The sequence below is a fragment of the Streptomyces sp. NPDC042346 genome (assembly GCF_055581845.1).
The window spans coordinates 866,575-888,486 of the sequence record NZ_JBVJEH010000001.1 but is presented as its reverse complement, the minus strand read 5'-3'; the positions used below and the strand labels follow the sequence as shown (position 1 = coordinate 888,486).

At 73.7% G+C, this 21,912-nt stretch carries 9 protein-coding genes and 1 pseudogene; 8 read left to right on the top strand and 2 right to left on the bottom strand.

What is annotated here, in order from left to right; all coding sequences use genetic code 11:
* Window positions 1-28: 28 nt before the first annotated feature.
* Genes ACZ6K0_RS04155 through ACZ6K0_RS04140 form a run of 4 tightly spaced genes read left to right on the top strand, consistent with a single transcriptional unit; the run spans window position 29 to window position 1,595 of the window.
* Window positions 29-565, top strand: a complete 537-nt coding sequence (locus tag ACZ6K0_RS04155) for a MarR family winged helix-turn-helix transcriptional regulator (protein ID WP_376401972.1) — start codon at window positions 29-31, stop codon at window positions 563-565.
* Window positions 566-596: 31 nt separating this feature from the next.
* Window positions 597-1,109 (top strand): sigma factor-like helix-turn-helix DNA-binding protein, encoded by a 513-nt coding sequence (locus tag ACZ6K0_RS04150; RefSeq protein WP_376401969.1) that lies wholly within the window; start codon window positions 597-599, stop codon window positions 1,107-1,109.
* On the top strand, window positions 1,106-1,357 hold the full coding sequence (locus ACZ6K0_RS04145) for a hypothetical protein (RefSeq protein ID WP_469227967.1): 252 nt from the start codon (window positions 1,106-1,108) through the stop codon (window positions 1,355-1,357). Before ACZ6K0_RS04150 ends, ACZ6K0_RS04145 begins: the two co-directional genes overlap by 4 nt.
* Window positions 1,358-1,403: 46 nt before the next feature.
* On the top strand, window positions 1,404-1,595 hold the full coding sequence (locus ACZ6K0_RS04140) for a DUF1059 domain-containing protein (protein WP_376401964.1): 192 nt from the start codon (window positions 1,404-1,406) through the stop codon (window positions 1,593-1,595).
* A 68-nt stretch (window positions 1,596-1,663) separates the two neighbouring features.
* Here ACZ6K0_RS04140 and ACZ6K0_RS04135 read toward each other — a convergent pair whose 3' ends face one another.
* Window positions 1,664-2,818 carry a cystathionine gamma-synthase gene (locus ACZ6K0_RS04135; RefSeq protein ID WP_376401961.1) on the bottom strand — a complete coding sequence of 385 codons (1,155 nt, stop codon included), beginning with the start codon at window positions 2,816-2,818 and terminating at the stop codon, window positions 1,664-1,666.
* Window positions 2,819-2,889: 71 nt separating this feature from the next.
* On the opposite strand from ACZ6K0_RS04135, the gene ACZ6K0_RS04130 reads away from it, so the two are divergent.
* From ACZ6K0_RS04130 to erm (ACZ6K0_RS04120), 3 genes and pseudogenes are all read left to right on the top strand, one after another.
* Window positions 2,890-3,999: a hypothetical protein gene (locus ACZ6K0_RS04130; RefSeq protein ID WP_376401958.1), complete on the top strand. Its 1,110-nt coding sequence runs from the start codon at window positions 2,890-2,892 to the stop codon at window positions 3,997-3,999.
* A 98-nt stretch (window positions 4,000-4,097) separates the two neighbouring features.
* Window positions 4,098-4,766 (top strand): peptide-methionine (S)-S-oxide reductase MsrA, encoded by a 669-nt coding sequence (gene msrA / locus ACZ6K0_RS04125; protein ID WP_376401955.1) that lies wholly within the window; start codon window positions 4,098-4,100, stop codon window positions 4,764-4,766.
* A 358-nt stretch (window positions 4,767-5,124) separates the two neighbouring features.
* A pseudogene (gene erm / locus ACZ6K0_RS04120) lies at window positions 5,125-5,919 on the top strand (23S ribosomal RNA methyltransferase Erm); the annotation flags it as partial.
* 435 nt (window positions 5,920-6,354) lie between these two features.
* Here the strand turns inward: erm (ACZ6K0_RS04120) and erm (ACZ6K0_RS04115) are convergent.
* On the bottom strand, window positions 6,355-7,344 hold the full coding sequence (gene erm, locus ACZ6K0_RS04115; RefSeq protein ID WP_469227970.1) for a 23S ribosomal RNA methyltransferase Erm: 990 nt from the start codon (window positions 7,342-7,344) through the stop codon (window positions 6,355-6,357).
* Window positions 7,345-8,179: 835 nt separating this feature from the next.
* Here erm (ACZ6K0_RS04115) and ACZ6K0_RS04110 point away from each other — a divergent pair.
* Complete coding sequence (locus tag ACZ6K0_RS04110; RefSeq protein WP_469574984.1) at window positions 8,180-21,877, top strand: SDR family NAD(P)-dependent oxidoreductase; 13,698 nt, start codon at window positions 8,180-8,182, stop codon at window positions 21,875-21,877.
* Window positions 21,878-21,912 lie beyond the last annotated feature (35 nt).

Sequence of the window (21,912 nt, the reverse complement as noted above, 5' to 3'; positions counted from 1 at the left end):
CCACCTCGCACGAGAGAGACCCACAGCCATGCCCACATCTCAGGACATGACGACTGAGCTCGACCCCGGTCTCCTCGACGCCCTCCAGCACCAGGTGGCCGTCTTCGCCCGCCGGGCCGAGCAGACGCGCCTCGGCGGTACGGGGCAGCTCCGCAACTCCATGGACCGGGCCGCCTACCTGCTCCTCAACCGGCTGGACCAGGAAGGGCCGATGGGCGTCAAGGCGCTCGCGGCGGGCATGGGGATCGACTCGTCCACGGTCACCCGGCAGGTCGCCCCGCTCGTCGACACCGGCCTGGTCAAGCGGACCTCGCACCCGGAGGACGGGCGCGCGGTCGTGCTCCAGCTGTCGCCGCGCGGCCTCGCCCGCCTGGAGGAGGTCCGCTCCTCGCGCCGTCAGCTGATGGTGGAGGTCACGGACGGCTGGACGCAGGCCGAGCGCGAGTCCTTCTGCACCCTGCTGACGCGCTTCAACACCGCCCTGTCCGCACGGCAGTCGGCGCACACGGGCCACCCGGGCACCGCGTCCGGGGGTTCGTCGACGGAGTCCGCTCCGACCTCTTGACCCCGGCCGCCCGCTGCCCTCCTATGAGGGGGTGCGCGAGCATCGGATCGGACCTGGCGGCGGGCCTGGCAACGGGCCCGGGAGTCAACAGGCCCACCGCACCCGGGAGTTCGAGGCGTTCGTGGCCGGGGCGGCAGGGCGGCTGCTGCATGCCGCGACCCTGCTCACCGCCGAGTCCCGCACCGCCAACCCCCAGGCGAGGGCGCTGCTGAGCGCCGCCCTCGCCCATACGTACGCGGTGTGGACGCGGCTCCGCGACGAGGACCCGTACGACCTCGCGCGCCGCGATCTCGCCGCCCGCTTCGCCCGCACCGCGTGGCGGCACCACGGCGGGCAGGGTCCGCTGGCCGCGCTCGGCCCGCAGGAACGTCTCGTCGTCGTCCTGCGGCTGTACGAAGGCGTGGCCGAGGAGCAGGTCGCGGCCCTGCTCGGGCTCTCCGAGGCGCGCGTCCGCGCCGTGTGCGCGCGCTCGGTCGCCGCGCTCCGGGCCGCGGCGCGCGGCGCGGCGGCCGCCCCGGGTGCCGCTCGGGAGATCGCCGCGTGACCCGGCACGAGGACAAGGAGGCGGCGGTCCGGCGGATGCTGGACACCCCGCACCCGCCGGTCCCCGCGGACCTCGCCCTCCGGGCGCTGGAGCGCGGCTCCCGGCGGGCCCGCCGCGACCGTGCAGCGCGCCGGGTGCTGTGGGGCCTGTTCGCCGTCGCGGTGCTCGTGTTCGTGGTGTGGGCGTCGGTGGAACGGCCCTGGGAGACCCCGCCGGCACGGACGACTCCCCCGCTCGAAGGGTGGTGAGGAGAGGCCGGGCCTAGCCTGGAGGAGGGGGCTACGGGAGGTCGTCATGGCCAGGAAAGCCACCGATTGCCGGGACACCCCGAGCGTCTCCGGCTGCTCGCTCTACATCTCGGGCGAGGAGGAAGAGGTCGTACGGGCGGCGGCCGAGCACATGGTCTCCGTCCACGAACACACGGACTCCCCCGAGCTCCGCGAGCAGGTCAGGGCCGAGCTGAAAGAGTCGCTGCCGGGGACCTGAGGCTGCCGGGGACCTGAGTACGGCAGAGGGCCCGGGCCCCTGGGGGGTGCCCGGGCCCTCCGTACCGGCTAGCCCAGGGCCTGGCGAAGGTCCGCGAGCAGGTCCTCGACGTTCTCGATGCCCACCGAGACGCGGACGAGGTCGGCCGGGACCTCAAGGGCCGAGCCCGCGACGCTCGCGTGCGTCATGCGGCCCGGGTGCTCGATGAGGGACTCGACGCCGCCCAGCGACTCACCGAGCGTGAAGAGCTGCGCACGGTTGCAGACCTCGACCGCCGCCTCCTCGCCGCCCTGGACGCGGAAGGAGATCATCCCGCCGAAGGAACGCATCTGCTTGGCCGCGACCTCGTGCCCCGGGTGCTCCGGCAGGCCCGGGTAGAGGACCTGGGTGACCTTCGGGTGCTGGGTCAGCATCTCGACGATCTTCGTCGCGTTCTCGCTGTGGCGGTCCATGCGCACCGCGAGCGTCTTGATGCCGCGCAGCACGATCCACGAGTCGAAGGGCCCGGCGACCGCGCCCATCGCGTTCTGGTGGTAGGCGAGCTCCTCGCCGAGCGCCTCGTCGGCCGTCACGAGCGCGCCGCCGACGACGTCCGAGTGCCCGCCCATGTACTTGGTGAGCGAGTGGACGACGACGTCCGCGCCGAGCGCCAGCGGCTGCTGGAGGTAGGGCGAGGCGAAGGTGTTGTCGACGACGAGCTTCACGCCGGCCTGGCGGGCGACGCCGGCGACGGCCTCGATGTCGGTGATGCCGAGGAGCGGGTTCGAGGGGGTCTCGACCCAGATCAGCTTCGTACGGTCGTTGACGGCGTCCCGCACCGAGGCGATGTCGGAGGTGTTCGCCACCGAGAAGTCCACGCCCCAGCGCTGCACGACCTTCGCGAAGAGCCGGAAGGTGCCGCCGTAGGCGTCGTTCGGGATGACCACGTGGTCGCCGGGCGCGAGGAGGGTGCGCAGCAGGCAGTCCTCGGCGGCGAGCCCGGAGGCGAAGGCGAGACCGCGCCGGCCGCCCTCCAGGGCCGCCAGGTTCTCCTCCAGGGCGGTACGGGTCGGGTTCGCGCTGCGGCTGTACTCGTATCCGCCGCGCAGCCCACCGACGCCGTCCTGCTTGTAGGTGGACACCTGGTAGATGGGCGGGACGACCGCGCCGGTCAGCGGGTCGGCGGTGTTGCCCGCGTGGATCGCGCGGGTCTCGAAGCTCTGATGAGAGTGCTGGTCGCTCATGGTCAGGAGCGTAGTGCCGAGCGCCCCCTGCCGCTTCGTTCGTCTCACGCGGTGTCCTGGACAATGGACGCATGGAGATTCTGTTGTTCCTGTTCGCGATGGTGCTGCTGTTCGGTGTGCTCAGCCGCTTTGTGCTGCGCCGCCGGGGCGGTGTCGGGATCCGTCAGGTCGCGCCGGGCGCACCGGACGCGGCGGACCCGGAGGCGTACGGCTTCGCCCGGCAGGAGGAGCAGGACGTGCGGTTGCCCGGCGCCGACGACGACCTGCTCCACGTCCTCGACGTCGTCCAGGCCACCCAGGACTGGCGGGCGGCCTCGCGGCTCCTCGCGGACACCGACAAGGAGGGCGAGGTGCGCTGGCAGCGCGTCCAGGCCTTCGCGGGCGCCGCCTCCCTGGAGCTCCAGGAGCGGCCGGGCGTCGGCGGGGCGTGGCTGCGGGCCTGGCGGGCGGACGCCCCGAAGGACGCGGGCGGCGCGGCCGTGCACGCCGAGTTCCTGGTGCAGCAGGCGTGGCGTTCCTCGGCGGCCGGGTCCGACGACTTCCGGATCATCCTGGAGGAGGCGCTGAAGGTCGCCGACGAGGCGGCGCTGCTCGCCCCCGGCGACCCCGTCCCGTACATCACGCAGCTGGCCGTGGCGCGCGGCCTCGGCTACGGCCACGAGCAGTTCGACCAGGTGTGGGCGAAGGTCATCGACCGGGCTCCGCAGCACATGGGGGCGCACCTGGCGGCCCTGCACTACTGGTGCGAGAAGTGGCACGGTTCGCGCGAGGAGGCCGATCACTTCGCGACGACGGCCGCGGCGCGCGCCCCGCGGGGGTCGCTGCTCGCGGCGCTGCCGCTGTTCGCGGTGTACGAGCACGTGCCGGACGTGGTGCTGGTGCAGGACTTCTTCCGTACGGCCGTGGTGAGCAAGGCGACGGAGGGCGCGCTGTACGCGGTCCACTCGGCCCGGCCCGACGACCCGATGCTCGCGCACGTCCGCCATCTGCTCGTCTGGTTCCTGGTGCGCGGCGAGCGCTGGGCGGAGGCCATGCACCAGCTGGTGCACGTCGACGGGCACGTGGGTGCGGTGCCGTGGACGCTGAGCGGGGACCCGGCGGCGGAGTACACGGTCTTCCGGAACCTGGCGGTGGCGGGGTACGAGGCGAACGGCGGCAGTCCGGTGACGCTGCCGCGCTGAGGCGGACCGCCGGAAGTGTGGCGGCGAGGGCCGGGAGGGGAATCCCTTCCGGCCCTCCCTTGTTGTGCGTAGCGCCGACCGTCGAGGAGAGATGCAGCATGTTCCTGTCCCGCACCCCCGTCCTCCCCACCCCCGAGCAGGCTCTGCGCGGCCGCCCGGAGCCCGAGTTCTCCGTCCCGGAGCGCCACACGGTCCTCGGCAACCCGCTCCTCGGCCCCTACCCGGAGGGGCTGGAGGTCGCCGATTTCGCCCTGGGCTGTTTCTGGGGCGCCGAGCGCAAGTTCTGGCAGACCGAGGGCGTCTGGACGACCCTCGCCGGTTACCAGGGCGGCCTCACGCCGAACCCGGCGTACGAGGAGGTGTGCTCGGGCCTGACCGGCCACACCGAGGTCGTCCGGGTCGTCTTCGACCCGTCGAAGGTCTCGTACGAGTCCCTCCTGAAGCTCTTCTGGGAGTCCCACGACCCGACCCAGGGCTTCCGCCAGGGCAACGACGTGGGCACGCAGTACCGCTCGGCGATCTACACCCACTCCCCCGCCCAGGCCGCGCAGGCCGAGGCCTCCCGTGCGGCCTACCAGAAGGTGCTGGCGGGCTCCGGCTACGGCGAGATCACCACGCACGTCCTGCCGGCGGACGAGGAGCGTCCGTTCTATCCGGCGGAGGCGTACCACCAGCAGTACCTGGACAAGAATCCCGCGGGCTACTGCGGCATCGGCGGCACCGGTGTCTCCTGCCCGATCGGCGTCGCCGAGGCGCCGGGGGTGTGAGTCCGGCCGACGCCCCCGCCCTGCCCTCGCCGGCAGCGGCGGGGGCGTCGGGGCTCCAGGAATCCTCAATCGGGCCGGAATCCGGCGGTGTTAGGCTGGCGCCATGCAGTTCTGCCACGCTCAGGCCCGTTACATGAGGCTGCGCCGCGCCTAGCGGCGGGCCCCTCTTCACGCGTCTCGACTCTCCGCGCGCCCTTCCTCGCACTCCTGCGTTCTTCGTTCGCACTCCTGCGTTCTTCGCTCGCAGCCCTGCGTCGGTACGCGCGCTCTCGCGTTCGTTCAGGCCCTCCGCTTCCGTGTCCCGCCGGTGCGGCCCCTCGTGCTGCCCCGGCTCCGAACGGCTTCGCGGAGCAGACTCATGCCTTTCCCTCCTCATTCCTCGCATTCTTCGCATTCCCCGCTTTCCCCGCAGGGCGGGCGACACGAGCTCGGCCAGAACTTCCTCGTCGACCGGTCCGTGATCGACGAGATCGACGGCCTGGTGGCCCGGACCAAGGGTCCGATACTCGAGATCGGTCCGGGTGACGGCGCCCTGACCCTCCCCCTGAGCAGCCACGGCAGGCCGATCACCGCCGTCGAGCTCGACGGCCGGCGGGCGCAGCGCCTCGGGGCCCGTACGCCCGGTCACGTGACCGTGGTGCACCACGACTTCCTGCGCTTCCCGCTGCCGCGCAACCCGCACGTGGTCGTCGGCAACGTCCCCTTCCATCTGACGACGTCGATCATGCGGCGGCTGCTCGACGCCCAGCACTGGCACACCGCCGTCCTCCTCGTCCAGTGGGAGGTCGCCCGTCGCAGGGCCGGCGTCGGCGGGTCGACCCTGCTGACGGCCGCCTGGGCTCCCTGGTACGAGTTCGACCTGCACTCCCGGGTCCCCGCGCGCGCCTTCCGCCCGATGCCGGGGGTGGACGGGGGTGTCCTGGTCATCCGGCGGCGGTCCGCGCCGCTCGTGGGCCAGGTGAAGACGTACCAGGACTTCGTCCGCCAGGTGTTCACCGGCCGCGGGAACGGGCTGAAGGAAATCCTGCGGCGTACCGGGCGGATCTCGCAGCGGGAGCTGGCGGCGTGGCTGTGGCGGAACGACATCTCGCCGCACGCGCTGCCCAAGGATCTCAAGCCCGGCCAGTGGGCTTCGCTGTGGGAGCTGGCGGGCGGTTCGGCCGGAGGTGGGTTCGACGGTGTCGACGGTACGGTCGTCGGCGCGGCCGGAGCGCCGGGGGCGGCCCGGGCGGGGGCCGGTCATCCGGGAGCCCGCGTGTCCGCGAACCGCCGGGGCGTGCCGCCGCAGGCGCGGCGCGGCCGGGGGCGCACCGTACGCAGCGCCACCGGGACCGAGCCGGGGCGGCGCGGGGGCCGGCCGGAGGTCTCCTGACCTGGGGCGGCCGGACAGGCCCCCCCCCGGGGGGTGGCGTCGCGGGGTCGCGGGGTTGGCGGGGTCGCGGGGTTGCGAGGGTGCGAGGCCGGGGCTGCGAGGCCCGGGGCCGCGGGCTGCGGGGGTGCGAGGCCGGGGCTGTGGGCTGCGAGGCCGAAGGCCGCGGGGCCGGCCGGCGGTCGCAGGGTCGCGAGGCCCCGGGGCCGGGCCTCGGGGCTATCTGCCCGTGCGGCGTCCGTACGAGGAGCCGCGTGCGCCCTGGCGTCCCTTCGTCTGCCGGACCTGTCCGCGGGGAGTGTAGGGGTCGCCGCCGCGCGCGGGGCCGGTCCTGCGGGCCCCGGGCGTCGCCGGTTCGTGGTCCCGGCCGCCGCCGCCCTGGGCGGGCGTGCGCGGGCCGGCCACCCCTGGCCCGGACCCGGGCTGGGAGGCCTGGAAGAGGGCCACCCACTGGGTGAGGGTCAGGTCCTTCGGCAGTCCGCCGTCGGGAATTCCGTGGCGGTCGGCGAGGGGGCGGTAGGTCTCCCGGGGGATGTGGCGCCGGAGGATCTCGGCGAGGCCCCGGCCGCGGCCGGTGAAGACGGCTTCGGCGAAGTTCTGGAAGGCGCGGCACGCGCTCTCCGGCAGGAGAGGCCGGGGCCGTCGCCTGATCGTCAGGATGCCGCCGTCGACGCTGGGCATCGGACGGAAGGACGCGGCGCGGACGCGGTCGTGGACCTCGAACTCGTACCACGGCGCCCAGGAGGTCGTGAGCAGCGATCCACCGCTGCGACCGGCCCGTTTACGGGCGACCTCCCACTGCACGATCAAGGAAGCCGACTGCCAGTCGGTGGATTCCAGGAGACACCGGAGGATCTGGGTCGTGATGCCGAAGGGAACGTTTCCGACGACGGTGTCGATCTCGCTCGGAAAGCGAAAGTCGAGGAAATCCCCCTGGAATACGGTGACCCTTTCCCCGGCGAACTTCTTCCGTACATGCGCGGCCCAGTGCGGGTCCATCTCCACGGCCGTGACGGTGTCGAAGGAGTGCAGCAGCTCCTCGGTGATCGCGCCCTTTCCGGGGCCGATTTCGAGAACGTGCCTTCCGTCCCCCTCGACCTGCCGGACGAGATTGCGCACGGCTCTGTCGTCCTGGAGGAAATTCTGCCCCAATTCACGGCGGAGGGTGTCCCGATCCGCTCGTCTCGGTGCGGAGTCGCGCACGGCCATGAACGCTCCCCTCCCTGGCTCCGTGGTCAATGGACTTGGCACGGACCATACCTCACGGGTCACCGCCCGGCCGGGGAGTGAGTTGACACAGGGGCGGCCTGCCACAAGGGAGTTGGAAGGGGACCGAGGGAAGCCCGTGAGGGGCGAGCAAGGAGGGGCGGGAGAGCCGTCGAGAAGCCGTCGACCCTCAAGTGAGGTGCTAGGGAGTGGCATTGGGCGCTCTCGGAAGGAGATGGGGTGACGAGCCCTCAAGGGGCCTCCTCACGAGCCTGGTTGACCCCGCGCCCGACCCGCCCCCTCCGTACGCAAGGCCGGAATATGTCAGGTCGGGGATGAAATCAAGCCAATCCATCAGGATGAGCCGTTGCCCCGCCCTTTACCTGGCGCGGATTTACCGACCCTTGGTATAGAGCGGGAGTCACGCGCAACACCGCAGGGGCTCCGCATGTTCCGGGCAGTACCCCCGGACGTCCCGACAAGGGGGGTCCCGCGCACCGCCGGACACCCGTGGCCTGGGGTCGACGCCAGGTATAGGGGGAACCTAGGGGGAGCATAGGGGGGGTGCCCTGGGGTTGGGTGAAAGGGCGGCTTCCGGAAACGGAGCCGGATGTCTTCAGCCGGAATTACCAGGACCGGTGCGAGAACACCGGTGACAGGGCGTGGGGCGGCAGCGTGGGACATGGGGGAAGCGCGGGTCCGACGGGGGTTTCCCCTGCCGGACCCGATCGTGCGGAGCACTCCTTCTCTCGTGCTTCCCACCGGTGGTGTGCGCGCCGAATTGATTCGTGGAGAGATGTCGACAGTGTCCAAGAGTGAGTCCGAGGAATTCGTGTCCGTGTCGAACGACGCCGGTTCCGCGCACGGCACAGCGGAACCCGTCGCCGTCGTCGGCATCTCCCTCCGGGTGCCCGGCGCCCGGGACCCGAGAGAGTTCTGGGAGCTCCTGACGGCCGGCGGGCAGGCCGTCACCGACGTCCCCGCGGACCGCTGGAACGCCGGCGACCTCTACGACCCCGACCGCTCCGTCCCCGGCCGGATGAACACCCGGTGGGGCGGGTTCATCGAGGACGTCGACCGGTTCGACGCCGCGTTCTTCGGCATCTCGCCCCGCGAGGCCGCGGAGATGGACCCGCAGCAGCGCCTCGCCCTGGAGCTGGGCTGGGAGGCCCTGGAGCGCGCCGGGATCGACCCGTCCTCGCTCACCGGAACCCGTACCGGCGTCTTCGCGGGCGCCATCTGGGACGACTACGCCACCCTGAAGCACCGCCAGGGCGCCGCCGCCATCACCGCGCACACCGTCACCGGACTCCACCGGGGCGTCATCGCCAACCGGCTCTCCTACACGCTCGGGCTCCGCGGCCCGAGCCTGGTGGTCGACTCCGGCCAGTCCTCGTCGCTCGTCGCCGTCCACCTGGCGTGCGAGAGCCTGCGCCGGGGCGAGTCCGAGCTCGCGCTCGCCGGCGGCATCTCGCTCAACCTGGTGCCGGACAGCACCATCGGCGCCAGCAAGTTCGGCGGCCTCTCCCCCGACGGCCGCGCCTACACCTTCGACGCGCGCGCGAACGGCTACGTGCGCGGCGAGGGCGGCGGCTTCGTCGTCCTGAAGCGGCTCTCCCGGGCCATCGCCGACGGCGACCCGGTGCTCGCCGTGATCCGGGGCAGCGCCGTCAACAACGGCGGCGCCGCCAAGGGCATGACGACGCCCGACGCGGCGGCGCAGGAGGCGGTGCTCCGGGAGGCCCACGCGCAGGCCGGGACCGCGCCGTCCGACGTGCGGTACGTCGAGCTGCACGGCACGGGCACCCCCGTCGGCGACCCGATCGAGGCCGCCGCGCTCGGCGCCGCCCTCGGCACCGGCCGCCCGGCCGGACAGCCGCTCCTGGTCGGCTCGGTCAAGACGAACATCGGCCACCTGGAGGGCGCGGCCGGCATCGCGGGCTTCATCAAGGCCGTCCTGGCGCTCCGCGGCCACGCGCTGCCCGCCAGCCTGAACTACGAGACCCCGAACCCGGCGATCCCGTTCGAGGAACTGAACCTCAAGGTCAACACGGAGTACCTGCCGTGGGAGCCGGAGCGTGACGGGCAGCGGATGGTCGTCGGCGTGTCGTCGTTCGGCATGGGCGGGACGAACGCGCACGTGGTGCTGGAGGAGGCTCCGGTCGCCGAGGAGACGCCGGCCGGCGGGACTTCGGTCAGTGGGACTTCGGTCGGCGAGGCGTCTGTCGGCGACGCGTCTCTCGGCGAGGCGTCTGTCGGCGGCGTGGTGCCGTGGGTGGTGTCGGCGAAGTCCGCTGCCGCGCTCGACGCGCAGATCGGCCGGCTCGCCTCGTACGCGGACCGTCAGGCGGACGTGGATCCGGGCGCGGTCGCGCGCGTACTCGCCGGTGGGCGTGCCCAGTTCGAGCACCGGGCCGTCGCGATCGGCACCGGGCGGGACGACCTGGCGGCGGCACTGGCCGCGCCCGAGGGTCTGGTCCGCGGTGTGGCTTCCGGTGTGGGCCGGGTGGCGTTCGTGTTCCCCGGCCAGGGGACGCAGTGGGCCGGGATGGGTGCCGAACTGCTCGATTCCTCCGAGGATTTCGCTGCCTCGATGGCCGAGTGCGAGGCCGCGCTCTCCGCGTATGTGGACTGGTCGTTGGAGGCTGTGGTCCGGCAGGCGCCCGGTGCTCCCTCGCTGGAGCGGGTCGACGTCGTTCAGCCGGTCACCTTCGCCGTCATGGTGTCGCTGGCGCGGGTCTGGCAGGCGTTCGGTGTGACGCCGCAGGCCGTCATCGGGCACTCGCAGGGCGAGATCGCCGCCGCGTGCGTCGCCGGTGCGCTCAGTTTGGATGACGCCGCACGTGTCGTGGCCCTGCGCAGCCAGTCCATCGCCGCGCACCTCGCCGGCAAGGGCGGCATGCTCTCCCTCGCCCTCAGCGAGACAGCCGTACTCGAGCGACTGGCCGGATTCGACGGGCTCTCCGTCGCCGCCGTGAACGGGCCGAACGCCACCGTCGTCTCCGGCGACCCCGTACAGATCGAAGAGCTCGCGCAGGCGTGTGCGGCGGACGGCGTCCGCGCGCGGGTCATTCCCGTCGACTACGCCTCCCACAGCCGGCAGGTCGAGATCATCGAGAAGGAGCTCGCCGAGGTCCTGGCCGGGCTCACTCCGCGCTCGCCGCAGGTGCCGTTCTTCTCGACGCTCGAAGGCGGCTGGATCACCGACGCCGTTCTGGACGGGGCCTACTGGTACCGCAACCTGCGCCACCGCGTCGGCTTCGCACCCGCCGTCGAGACGCTCGCCACCGACGAAGGCTTCACCCACTTCATCGAAGTCAGCGCCCACCCCGTCCTCACCATGGCCCTGCCCGAAACCGTCACGGGTCTGGCCACCCTGCGTCGCGACAACGGCGGCCTGGAACGGCTCGTCACCTCCCTCGCCGAAGCGTGGGCCAACGGCCTCGCGGTCGACTTGAGTCTTCTCCTCCCCGCCACGGCCGGCCCCGCCGACCGCGCCGGCCACATCGACCTCCCCACGTACGCCTTCCAGACCGAGCGCTACTGGCTCGGCGAGATCGCGGAGCTCGCCCCGGCCGCCGAACTGCCGGTGCAGGCCGCCGTGCTGCGCGCGGAGGCGGCCGAGCTCGCGGAGCTCGACCGGGACGAGCAGCTCCGCGTGATCCTGGACAAGATCCGGGCGCAGACGGCCCAGGTGCTGGGGTACGCGACGGGCGGCCGGATCGAGGTCGACCGCACCTTCCGTGAGGCCGGCTGCACCTCGCTGACCGGCGTGGACCTGCGCAACCGGATCAACGCGGCCTTCGGCGTACGCATGGCGCCGTCCATGATCTTCGACTTCCCCACCCCCGAGGCGCTGGCCGAGCAGCTGCTCGTCGTGCTGCACGGCGAGGCCCTGGGGCGGCAGGCCGAAGCCGGGCAGGCTCCTGTCACGGCGGCGGCCGGTGCCGTCGACGAGCCGGTCGCGATCGTGGGCATGGCGTGCCGCCTGCCCGGTGGCGTCGCCTCGCCGGAGGACCTGTGGCGGCTCGTCGCGGGCGGCGGGGACGCGATCTCCGAGTTCCCGCAGGACCGCGGCTGGGACGTGGAGGGGCTGTACCACCCGGACCCCGAGCACCCCGGTACGTCGTACGTCCGGCAGGGCGGGTTCATCGAGAACGTCGCCGGTTTCGACGCGGCGTTCTTCGGGATCTCGCCGCGCGAGGCCCTCGCCATGGACCCGCAGCAGCGTCTCCTCCTCGAAACCTCCTGGGAGGCCGTCGAGGACGCCGGGATCGACCCGACCTCCCTGCGGGGACAGCAGGTCGGCGTCTTCACCGGGGCGATGACGCACGAGTACGGGCCGAGCCTGCGGGACGGCGGGGAGGGCCTCGACGGCTACCTGCTGACCGGCAACACGGCCAGTGTGATGTCGGGCCGCGTCTCGTACACGCTCGGCCTTGAGGGCCCCGCCCTCACGGTCGACACGGCGTGCTCGTCGTCGCTGGTCGCCCTGCACCTCGCCGTGCAGGCCCTGCGCCGGGGAGAGTGCGACATGGCGCTCGCGGGCGGTGTGGCCGTGATGCCCACGCCGGGGATGTTCGTGGAGTTCAGCCGGCAGCGCGGGCTGGCCGGCGACGGCCGGTCGAAGGCGTTCGCCGCGTCGGCGGACGGCACCAGCTGGTCCGAGGGCGTCGGCGTGCTCCTCGTCGAGCGCCTGTCGGACGCACGGCGCAAGGGTCACCAGGTCCTTGCCGTCGTGCGCGGCAGCGCCGTGAACCAGGACGGCGCGAGCAACGGTCTGACGGCCCCGAACGGCCCGTCGCAGCAGCGGGTCATCCGGCGGGCGCTGGCCGACGCGCGGCTCGCGCCGGGCGACGTGGACGTCGTCGAGGCGCACGGCACGGGCACCCGGCTCGGCGACCCCATCGAGGCACAGGCGCTCCTCGCCACCTACGGGCAGGGGCGGGACGGCGAACAGCCGCTGCGGCTCGGGTCGTTGAAGTCCAACATCGGGCACACGCAGGCGGCGGCCGGCGTATCCGGTGTCATCAAGATGGTGCAGGCGATGCGCCACGGCGTGCTGCCGAAGACACTGCACGTGGACGAGCCGTCGGAGCAGATCGACTGGTCGGCTGGTGCGGTGGAGCTCCTCACCGAGGCCATGGACTGGCCGGACAAGGGTGACGGCGGGCTGCGCAGGGCGGCGGTCTCGTCGTTCGGGATCAGCGGGACGAACGCGCACGTGGTGCTGGAGGAGGCTCCGGCCGTCGAGGAGACTCCGGCCCCTGAACCTTCGGGTGATGTGGTGCCGTGGGTGGTGTCGGCGAAGTCCGCTGCCGCGCTCGACGCGCAGATCTCGCGGCTCGCCTCGTACGCGGACCGTCAGACGGACCTGGACCCGGGCGCGGTCGCGCGCGTACTGGCTGACGGGCGTGCGGAGTTCGAGCACCGTGCGGTGGCGATCGGTGCCGGGCGAGGCGACCTCATGCAGGCGCTCGCCGACCCGGAGGGGCTGATACGCGGCACGGGCTCGGGTGTGGGCCGGGTGGCGTTCGTGTTCCCCGGTCAGGGGACGCAGTGGGCCGGGATGGGTGCCGAACTTCTCGATTCCTCCCAGGAGTTCGCCGCCGCGATGGCCGAGTGCGAGACCGCGCTCTCCGCGCACGTGGACTGGTCGCTTGAGGCCGTCGTCCGGCAGACGCCGGGGGCGCCCTCCCTGGACCGGGTCGACGTCGTCCAGCCCGTCACCTTCGCCGTCATGGTGTCGCTGGCGCGGGTGTGGCAGCGGTTCGGTGTGACGCCGCAGGCCGTCATCGGGCACTCCCAGGGCGAGATCGCCGCCGCGTGCGTCGCCGGTGCGCTGAGCCTGGACGACGCCGCGCGTGTCGTCGCGCTGCGCAGCCAGTCGATCGCCGCGCACCTCGCCGGCAAGGGCGGCATGCTCTCCCTCGCCCTCAGCGAGACCGCCGTACTCGATCGACTGGCCGGATTCGACGGGCTCTCCGTCGCCGCCGTGAACGGGCCGAACGCCACCGTCGTCTCCGGTGACCCCGTACAGATCGAGGAACTCGCCCGCGCCTGCAAGGCGGACGGGGCCCGCGCGCGGATCATTCCCGTCGACTACGCCTCCCACAGCCGGCAGGTCGAGATCATCGAGGGCGAGCTCTCCGAGGTCCTCGCCGGGCTCACCCCGCAGGCCCCTCGGGTGCCGTTCTTCTCGACGCTGGAGGGCGCCTGGATCACCGACGCCGTTCTGGACGGGGCCTACTGGTACCGCAACCTCCGCCACCGCGTCGGTTTCGCACCCGCCGTCGAAACGCTCGCCACCGACGAAGGCTTCACCCACTTCATCGAGGTCAGCGCCCACCCCGTCCTCACCATGGCCCTGCCCGAGTCCGTCACCGGACTCGGCACCCTCCGCCGTGGAGAGGGTGGCCGGGAGCGTCTCGTCACCTCCCTCGCCGAAGCATGGGCCAACGGCCTCGCGGTCGACTGGAGTGCTCTCCTCCCCGCCACGGCCACCCGACCGGGCCTTCCCACGTACGCCTTCCAGGCCGAGCGCTACTGGCTCCAGAACACTCCCGCCACTCTCACCACCGGCGACGACTGGCGCTACCGCATCGACTGGAAGCGCCTCGCCGTCGCCGAGGAGACCGCCCGGACCGGACTGTCCGGTCGCTGGCTCACCGTCACTCCCGAGGGCCACTCCTCGCAGGCCGCCGCCGTGCTCACCGCGCTGGTCGACGCCGGCGCCACGGTGGTGGTGCTGGAAGCAGGCGCGGACGACGACCGCGAGGCGCTCGCCGCCCGGCTCGCCGGGCTGACGGCCGGCGATCCGTTCACCGGTGTGGTCTCGCTCCTCGACGGACTCGTGCAGCAGGTGGCCTGGGTGCAGGCGCTCGGCGACGCCGGAATCAGCGCGCCGCAGTGGTGCATCACCCGGGGCGCCGTCTCCGTCGGGCGCGACGACACGCCCGCCGACCCCGAGCAGGCCATGCTCTGGGGTCTCGGCCGGGTCGTCGCCCTCGAACACCCCGAGCGCTGGGCCGGCCTCATCGACCTGCCCGCGAACGCCGCCCCGCCGCACGACGGCGCATCGGACGTCGATGGGTCGCACGACGGCGCATCGGATGCCGACGAGTCGGTCCTTGACCGCATGCTCGCGGTGCTCGCCGGTGGTACGGGCGAGGACCAGGTCGCCGTACGTGCCACCGGGCTTCACGCCCGCCGTCTCGCCCGCGCCCCGCTCCACGGACGCCGTCCCGCCCGCGACTGGCAGCCCCACGGCACCGTCCTCATCACCGGCGGCACCGGAGCCCTCGGCAGCCACGCCGCCCGCTGGACGGCCCAACACGGCGCCGACCACCTCCTCCTCATCAGCCGCAGCGGCGACCAAGCCCCCGGAGCCACCCAACTCACCGACGAACTCACCTCCCTCGGCACACGCGTCACCATCGCCGCCTGCGACGTCGCCGACCCCCACGCCCTGCGCACCCTCCTCGACACCCTCCCCGCCGACGCACCCCTCACCGCGGTCATCCACACCGCCGGCGCGCTCGACGACGGCATCGTGGACACGCTGACCGCCGAGCAGGTCCGGCGGGCCCACCGCGCGAAGGCCGTCGGTGCCGCCGTGCTCGACGAGCTCACCCGGGATCTCGACCTCGACGCGTTCGTGCTCTTCTCCTCGGTGTCGAGCACGCTCGGCATCCCCGGCCAGGGCAACTACGCCCCGCACAACGCCTACCTCGACGCCCTCGCCGCCCGCCGCCGGGCCAGGGGCCAGGCCGCCGTGTCGGTGGCCTGGGGGCCGTGGGACGGCGGCGGCATGGCCGCCGGTGACGGGGTGGCCGAGCGGCTGCACCGCCACGGCGTGCCCGGCATGGATCCCGAACTCGCCCTGGCCGCCCTGGAGTCCGTCCTCGGCCGGGACGAGACCGCGATCACCGTCGCGGACATCGACTGGGACCGTTTCTACCTCGCGTACTCCTCCGGCCGCCCCCAGCCCCTCGTCGAGGAGCTGCCCGAGGTGCGGCGCATCATCGACGCGCGGGAAAGCGCCGCCACCGCCGGGCCGGACGGGACGCCCTCCACGGGCGGGAACCCGCTGGCCGAGCGGCTGGCCGCCGCGGCTCCCGGCGAGCGTACGGAGATCCTCCTCGGTCTCGTACGGACGCAGGCCGCCGCCGTGCTGCGGATGCGTTCGCCGGAGGACGTCGACAGCGACCGGGCCTTCAAGGACATCGGCTTCGACTCGCTCGCCGGTGTCGAGCTCCGCAACCGGCTGACCCGGGCGACCGGGCTCCAGCTGCCCGCGACGCTCGTCTTCGACCACCCGACGCCGCTGGCCCTCGTGTCGCTGCTCCGTACCGAGCTCCTCGGCGAGGAGGAGTCCTCCACGGAGCCGGCCTCGGGCTCGGTCTCGGGCCCGGCCTCCGCTTCGGTCGAGGGTTCCGACGACACCGATCCGATCGCGATCGTCGCGATGAGCTGCCGCTTCCCCGGTGACGTCCGCAGCCCGGAAGACCTGTGGCGGATGCTGTCCGAGGGCGGCGAGGGCATCACCCCGTTCCCGACCGACCGCGGCTGGGACCTGGAGGGTCTGTACGACGAGGACCCGGACGCACTCGGCAGGGCGTACGTCCGCGAGGGCGGGTTCCTGCACGACGCGGCCGAGTTCGACGCGGAGTTCTTCGGCGTCTCGCCGCGCGAGGCGCTCGCCATGGACCCGCAGCAGCGGATGCTCCTGGCGACGTCCTGGGAGGCGTTCGAGCGGGCCGGCATCGAGCCGGGCTCGCTGCGCGGCAGCAGCACCGGTGTCTTCATCGGTCTCTCCTACCAGGACTACGCGGCGCGCGTCCCGAACGCCCCGCGTGGCGTGGAGGGTTACCTGCTGACCGGCAACACGGCCAGCGTCGCGTCCGGCCGCATCGCGTACACCTTCGGTCTCGAAGGTCCCGCGACGACCGTCGACACGGCCTGCTCGTCCTCGCTGACCGCCCTGCACCTGGCGGTGCGGGCGCTGCGCGGCGGCGAGTGCACGATGGCGCTCGCCGGCGGCGTGGCGATGATGGCGACCCCTCACATGTTCGTGGAGTTCAGCCGGCAGCGGGCGCTGGCCCCGGACGGCCGGAGCAAGGCCTTCTCCGCGGACGCCGACGGGTTCGGCGCGGCGGAGGGCGTCGGGCTGCTGCTTGTGGAGCGGCTCTCGGACGCGCGGCGCAACGGGCACCCGGTGCTCGCCGTGGTCCGCGGCACCGCCGTCAACCAGGACGGCGCGAGCAACGGCCTGACCGCGCCCAACGGGCCGTCGCAGCAGCGCGTCATCCGGCAGGCCCTGGCCGACGCCCGGCTGACGCCCGGCGACATCGACGCCGTCGAGACGCACGGCACGGGAACCGCGCTCGGCGACCCCATCGAGGCCCAGGGACTGCAGGCCACGTACGGGAAGGAGCGGCCCTCGGAGCGGCCGCTCGCCATCGGCTCCGTGAAGTCCAACATCGGGCACACCCAGGCCGCGGCCGGGGCGGCGGGCATCATGAAGATGGTCCTCGCGATGCGCCACGGCACCCTGCCGAAGACCCTGCACGCCGACGAGCCGAGCCCGCACGTGGACTGGGCGAACAGCGGCCTGGCCCTCGTCACCGAGCCGATCGACTGGCCGGCGGGGACCGGTCCGCGCCGTGCCGCCGTCTCGTCGTTCGGCATCAGCGGGACGAACGCGCACGTGGTGCTGGAGGAGGCGCCTGAGGCCCCCGAGGCGAGTGAGTCGGCTGAGTTCGGTGGGTCGGTTGAGTCTGGTGGGTCGGTTGGGTCGGCTGAGCTGGCCGAGTCTGGTAGGTCGGCTGAGGTGTTCGAGGCATCTGAGGCCGCTGTGGCTTCCGTGTCCTCGGGCAGCCCGGAGGCGTACCGCCCCGGGCCCCTGCCCTGGATCCTGTCCGCCAAGGACGAGCAGTCGCTGCGCGGCCAGGCCGCCGCCCTGCACGCCTGGCTGAGCGACGCCGACGCCGGCATCGGCATCGGTGCCGGCACTGACGCCGGCACTGACTCCGACGGGTCGGCGGACCTGCGGGACATCGCGTACGCGCTCGCCACGAGCCGTACCGCCTTCCCCCAGCGGGCCGCCGTGACCGCCGCCGACCGGGACGGGTTCCTGGACGGACTGGCCACCCTGGCCCGGGGCGGCACCTCGGCGCACGTCCACCGGGACACCGCCCGGGACGGCTCCACCGCGTTCCTCTTCACCGGCCAGGGCAGTCAGCGTCCGGGCGCCGGGCGTGAGCTCTACGACCGGTACCCCGTCTTCGCCCGGGCGCTCGACGAGATCTGCGCCCAGCTCGACGGCCACCTCGAACTGCCCCTGCTCGACGTGATGTTCGCGGCCGAGGGCAGCGCGGAGGCCGCGCTGCTCGACGAGACCCGGTACACGCAGTGCGCGCTGTTCGCCCTGGAGGTCGCGCTCTTCCGGCTCGTCGAGAGCTGGGGGATGCGGCCGGCCGCGCTGCTCGGCCACTCGGTCGGCGAGATCGCCGCCGCGCACGTCGCCGGGGTGTTCTCGCTCGCCGACGCCGCCGTCCTGGTCGCCGCCCGCGGCCGGCTCATGCAGGAGCTGCCCGCCGGCGGCGCGATGCTCGCCGTCCAGGCCGCGGAGGACGAGATCCGCGCGTGGCTGGAGGCGGAGGGCCGGGCCGACGGGCGGTACGCGGGACGTCTGGACGTCGCCGCCGTCAACGGCCCCGAGGCCGCCGTGCTCTCCGGTGACGCCGACGCGGCGCGGGAGGCGGAGGCGTACTGGTCCGGGCTCGGCCGCAGGACCCGCGTGCTGCGGGTCAGCCACGCCTTCCACTCCGCGCACATGGACGGGATGCTCGACGGCTTCCGTGCCGTCCTGGAGACGGTGGAGTTCCGGCGCCCGTCCCTGACCGTGGTCTCGAACGTCACCGGCCGGGCCGCCGGCCCGGACGACCTGTGCGACCCCGAGTACTGGGTGCGGCACGTCCGCGGCACGGTCCGCTTCCTCGACGGCGTCCGCGTCCTGCGCGACCTCGGCGTGCGGACCTGCCTGGAGCTGGGCCCCGACGGGGTCCTCACCGCGATGGCGGCCGACGGACTCGCCGATACCGCCGCCGATGTCTCCACCGATGCGCCCGGTGACGGTCGCAGGCCGCTGCTCGTGGCGCTGCTGCGCCGCAAGCGGTCGGAGGCCGAGACCGTCGCGGACGCCCTCGGCAGGGCGCACGCGCACGGCACCGGACCGGACTGGCATGCCTGGTTCGCCGGATCCGGGGCGCGCCGCGTGGACCTGCCCACGTACTCCTTCCGGCGCGACCGCTACTGGCTGGACGCCCCGGTGGGCGGCGACACCGCGGCGGACACCGCGGGTCTCGGCCTGGGCACCGCCGACCACCCGCTGCTCGGCGCCGTGGTCAGCCTCCCGGACCGGGACGGCCTGCTGCTCACCGGCCGGCTCTCGCTGCGCACCCACCCGTGGCTCGCGGACCACGCGGTCCTGGGAAGCGTCCTGCTGCCCGGCACCGCGATGGTCGAACTCGCCGCCCACGCGGCGGAGTCCGCCGGTCTGCGCGACGTGCGGGAACTGACCCTGCGCGAACCGCTGGTGCTGCCCGAGCGCGACGGCGTCGAGCTGCGGGTGACGGTCGGCGAGCCGGCCGGGGACGGAGCACGGCCCGTCTCCCTCCACTCGCGACTCGCCGACGCGCCCGCCGGCACCCCGTGGTCCTGCCACGCGACCGGCCTCCTGGCCGACGACCGGCCCGACCGGCCGGAGCTGCCCGCCGGGACCGCTGGAGTGGCCTGGCCCCCGCAGGGCGCCGAAGAGGTGCCGCTCGACGGCCTCTACGAGCGGCTCGACGGGAACGGCCTCGCCTTCGGCCCGCTGTTCCAGGGCCTGAGCGCGGTGTGGCGGTACGAGGGTGAGGTCTTCGCCGACATCGCCCTGCCCACGGACGCGAACGCGCACGCGGCGGCGGCCCGCTACGGCATCCACCCCGCCCTGCTCGACGCGTCCCTGCACGCCATCGCGGTCGGCGGGCTCGTCGACGAGCCCGAGCGCGTCCGTGTCCCGTTCCACTGGAGCGGTGTCACCGTGCACGCGGCCGGTGCCGCGGCGGCCCGGGTCCGCCTCGCCCCCGCCGGGAAGGACGCCGTCTCGCTGTCCCTGACGGACGGCGAGGGCCGGCCGCTGGTCTCCGTGGAACGCCTCACGCTGCGCCCGGTCACCTCCGACCAGGCGGCGGCCGGCCGTGTCGGCGGGCTGATGCACCGGGTGGCCTGGCGTCCGTACGCCCTGGCCCCCACCGCCACCGCCACCGGTCAGGACGAGCACGCCGGCCGGGACGAGCACGCCGGCCGGGGCGAGCACGCCGCCGCGGCCTACGGGCCGACGGCCGTCCTCGGCAAGGACGAGCTGAAGGTCGCCGCCGCCCTGGAGGCCGCGGGTGTCGCGGTCGGGGTCTACCCCGACCTGGCCGCGCTGGCCCGGGACGTGGCGGCGGGCGCCCCGGCGCCCCGTACCGTCCTCGCCCCGCTGCCCGCGGGTCCCGCCGACGGCGGTGCGGAGACCGTACGGAGCACGGTGGTCCGCACCCTGGAGCTGCTCCAGGCGTGGCTCGCCGACGAGCACCTCGCGGGCACCCGGCTGGTCCTGGTCACCCGCGGAGCGGTCCTGGACCCGGAGGGGTCCGGCGCCGACGACGGCGGCGAGGACCTGTCGCACGCGGCGGCCTGGGGCCTCGTCCGGTCCGCGCAGACCGAGAACCCCGGCCGGTTCGGCCTGCTCGACCTGGCCGACGACGCCCCGTCGTACCGGGCTCTTCCGTCGGTGCTCTCCGACGCCGGCCTGCGCGACGAGCCGCAGCTCGCCCTGCACGACGGCACCGTCCGGCTGGCTCGCCTGGCCTCCGTCCGCCCCGAGACCGGCGCCGAGGCGTCGGGGCTCGACCCGGAGGGGACGGTCCTGGTGACCGGCGGAACCGGTAGTCTGGGCGGAGTGGTCGCCCGGCACGTGGTGAGCGAGTGGGGTGTGCGGCGTCTGCTGCTCGTGAGCCGTCGCGGCCCCGACGCTCCGGGTGCCGGAGAGCTCGTGGCCGAGCTGGAGCGCCTGGGAGCGGTGGTGTCGGTGGCCGCGTGCGACGTGGCGGACCGGGAATCCCTCACCGACGTACTGGCCGGAATTCCGGCCGAGCACCCGCTGACCGCCGTCGTCCACACGGCAGGCGTCTTGTCGGACGGCACCGTCCCGTCGACGACGGCGGCGGACGTCGAGCACGTCCTGCGCCCCAAGGTGGACGCGGCGTTCCTCCTCGACGAGCTGACCTCGGGATCAGGCGTCGACCTGGCCGCGTTCGTGATGTTCTCGTCCGCCGCCGCTGCTTTCGGCGGCGCGGGCCAGGGCGCGTACGCGGCGGCCAACGCCACCCTCGACGCCCTCGCCTTCCGCCGACAGGCGGCCGGGCTCCCCGCCCTCTCCCTCGGCTGGGGCCTGTGGGCCGAGAACAGCGGCATGACCGGCGGCCTCGGCCAGGCGGACCTGCGCCGCATGAGCCGCGCGGGCATCGGCGGGATCAGCGACGCGGAGGGCACCGCGCTCCTCGACGCCGCCCTCCGCGACGGCCGGTACCCGGTCCTGCTGCCCCTGCGGCTCGACACCGCCGGACTGCGTGACGCGGCCGGGAACGACCCGGCCGGGATCCCGGCGCTCTTCCGGGACGTCGTCGGCGCCAGGACCGTCCGGCCCCGGCCGACCGCGGCCTCCGCCACGGCGACGGCGACGGCGGGGAGTTCAGGCACTCAGGGGGCTCTGGGGACTCAGGGGGCTCTTGGGACTCCGGGAGCCTCGACCGGTGCGCAAGAACCGGGGGCGGTCACACTCGCCGAACGGGCCGCCGCCGCGGACGGGTCCGCACGGCAGCGCCTGCTCCTGGAGTTCGTCGTCTGTGAGGTGGCCGAGGTCCTCGGCCACGGCCGCGGCCACCGGATCGACGCCGAGCGGGGCTTCCTCGACCTGGGCTTCGACTCCCTCACCGCCGTCGAGCTCCGCAACCGGCTCAACTCCGCCGGTGCCCTCGCCCTCCCGGCGACCCTGGTCTTCGACCACCCGAGCCCGGCCGCACTCGCCGCCCACCTGGACGCCGAGCTGCCGCGCCGAGCCGAGGACACCGACGCCGGGACCACGGCCTCCAGGAGCACCGCCGACACGGACGCGCTCCTGGCACAACTCACCCGCCTGGAAGGCGCCTTGGTGCTGACGGGCCTCTCGGGCGCCCCCGGGAGCGAAGAGGTCCTGGAGCACTTGCAGTCCCTGCGCTCGATGGTCACGGGCGAAGCCGGGAACGGGACTCCTGGCGGGTCCGGGTCCGGGTCCAGGTCCGGATCAGGCGCCAAGGCCGAGGACCAGATCGGCGCCGGGACCGGAGCCGGGGTCGGAGCCGGGACCGGGGACGGGGACGGCGCGGACGTGCCGGACTTCATGAACGCCTCGGCCGAAGAGCTGTTCGGCCTCCTCGACCTCGACCAGGACCCCAGCACGGACTGATCCCTGCCGCACGGTCGCCTCCCGCCCGGACCCGC

Coding starts and splice junctions, on each gene's coding strand:
- erm (WP_469227970.1), bottom strand. CDS start 7,344: ATGGCCGTGCGCGACTCCGCACCGAGACGAGCGGATCGGGACACCCTC.
- msrA (WP_376401955.1), top strand. CDS start 4,098: ATGTTCCTGTCCCGCACCCCCGTCCTCCCCACCCCCGAGCAGGCTCTG.
- ACZ6K0_RS04140 (WP_376401964.1), top strand. CDS start 1,404: ATGGCCAGGAAAGCCACCGATTGCCGGGACACCCCGAGCGTCTCCGGC.
- ACZ6K0_RS04130 (WP_376401958.1), top strand. CDS start 2,890: ATGGAGATTCTGTTGTTCCTGTTCGCGATGGTGCTGCTGTTCGGTGTG.
- ACZ6K0_RS04155 (WP_376401972.1), top strand. CDS start 29: ATGCCCACATCTCAGGACATGACGACTGAGCTCGACCCCGGTCTCCTC.
- ACZ6K0_RS04135 (WP_376401961.1), bottom strand. CDS start 2,818: ATGAGCGACCAGCACTCTCATCAGAGCTTCGAGACCCGCGCGATCCAC.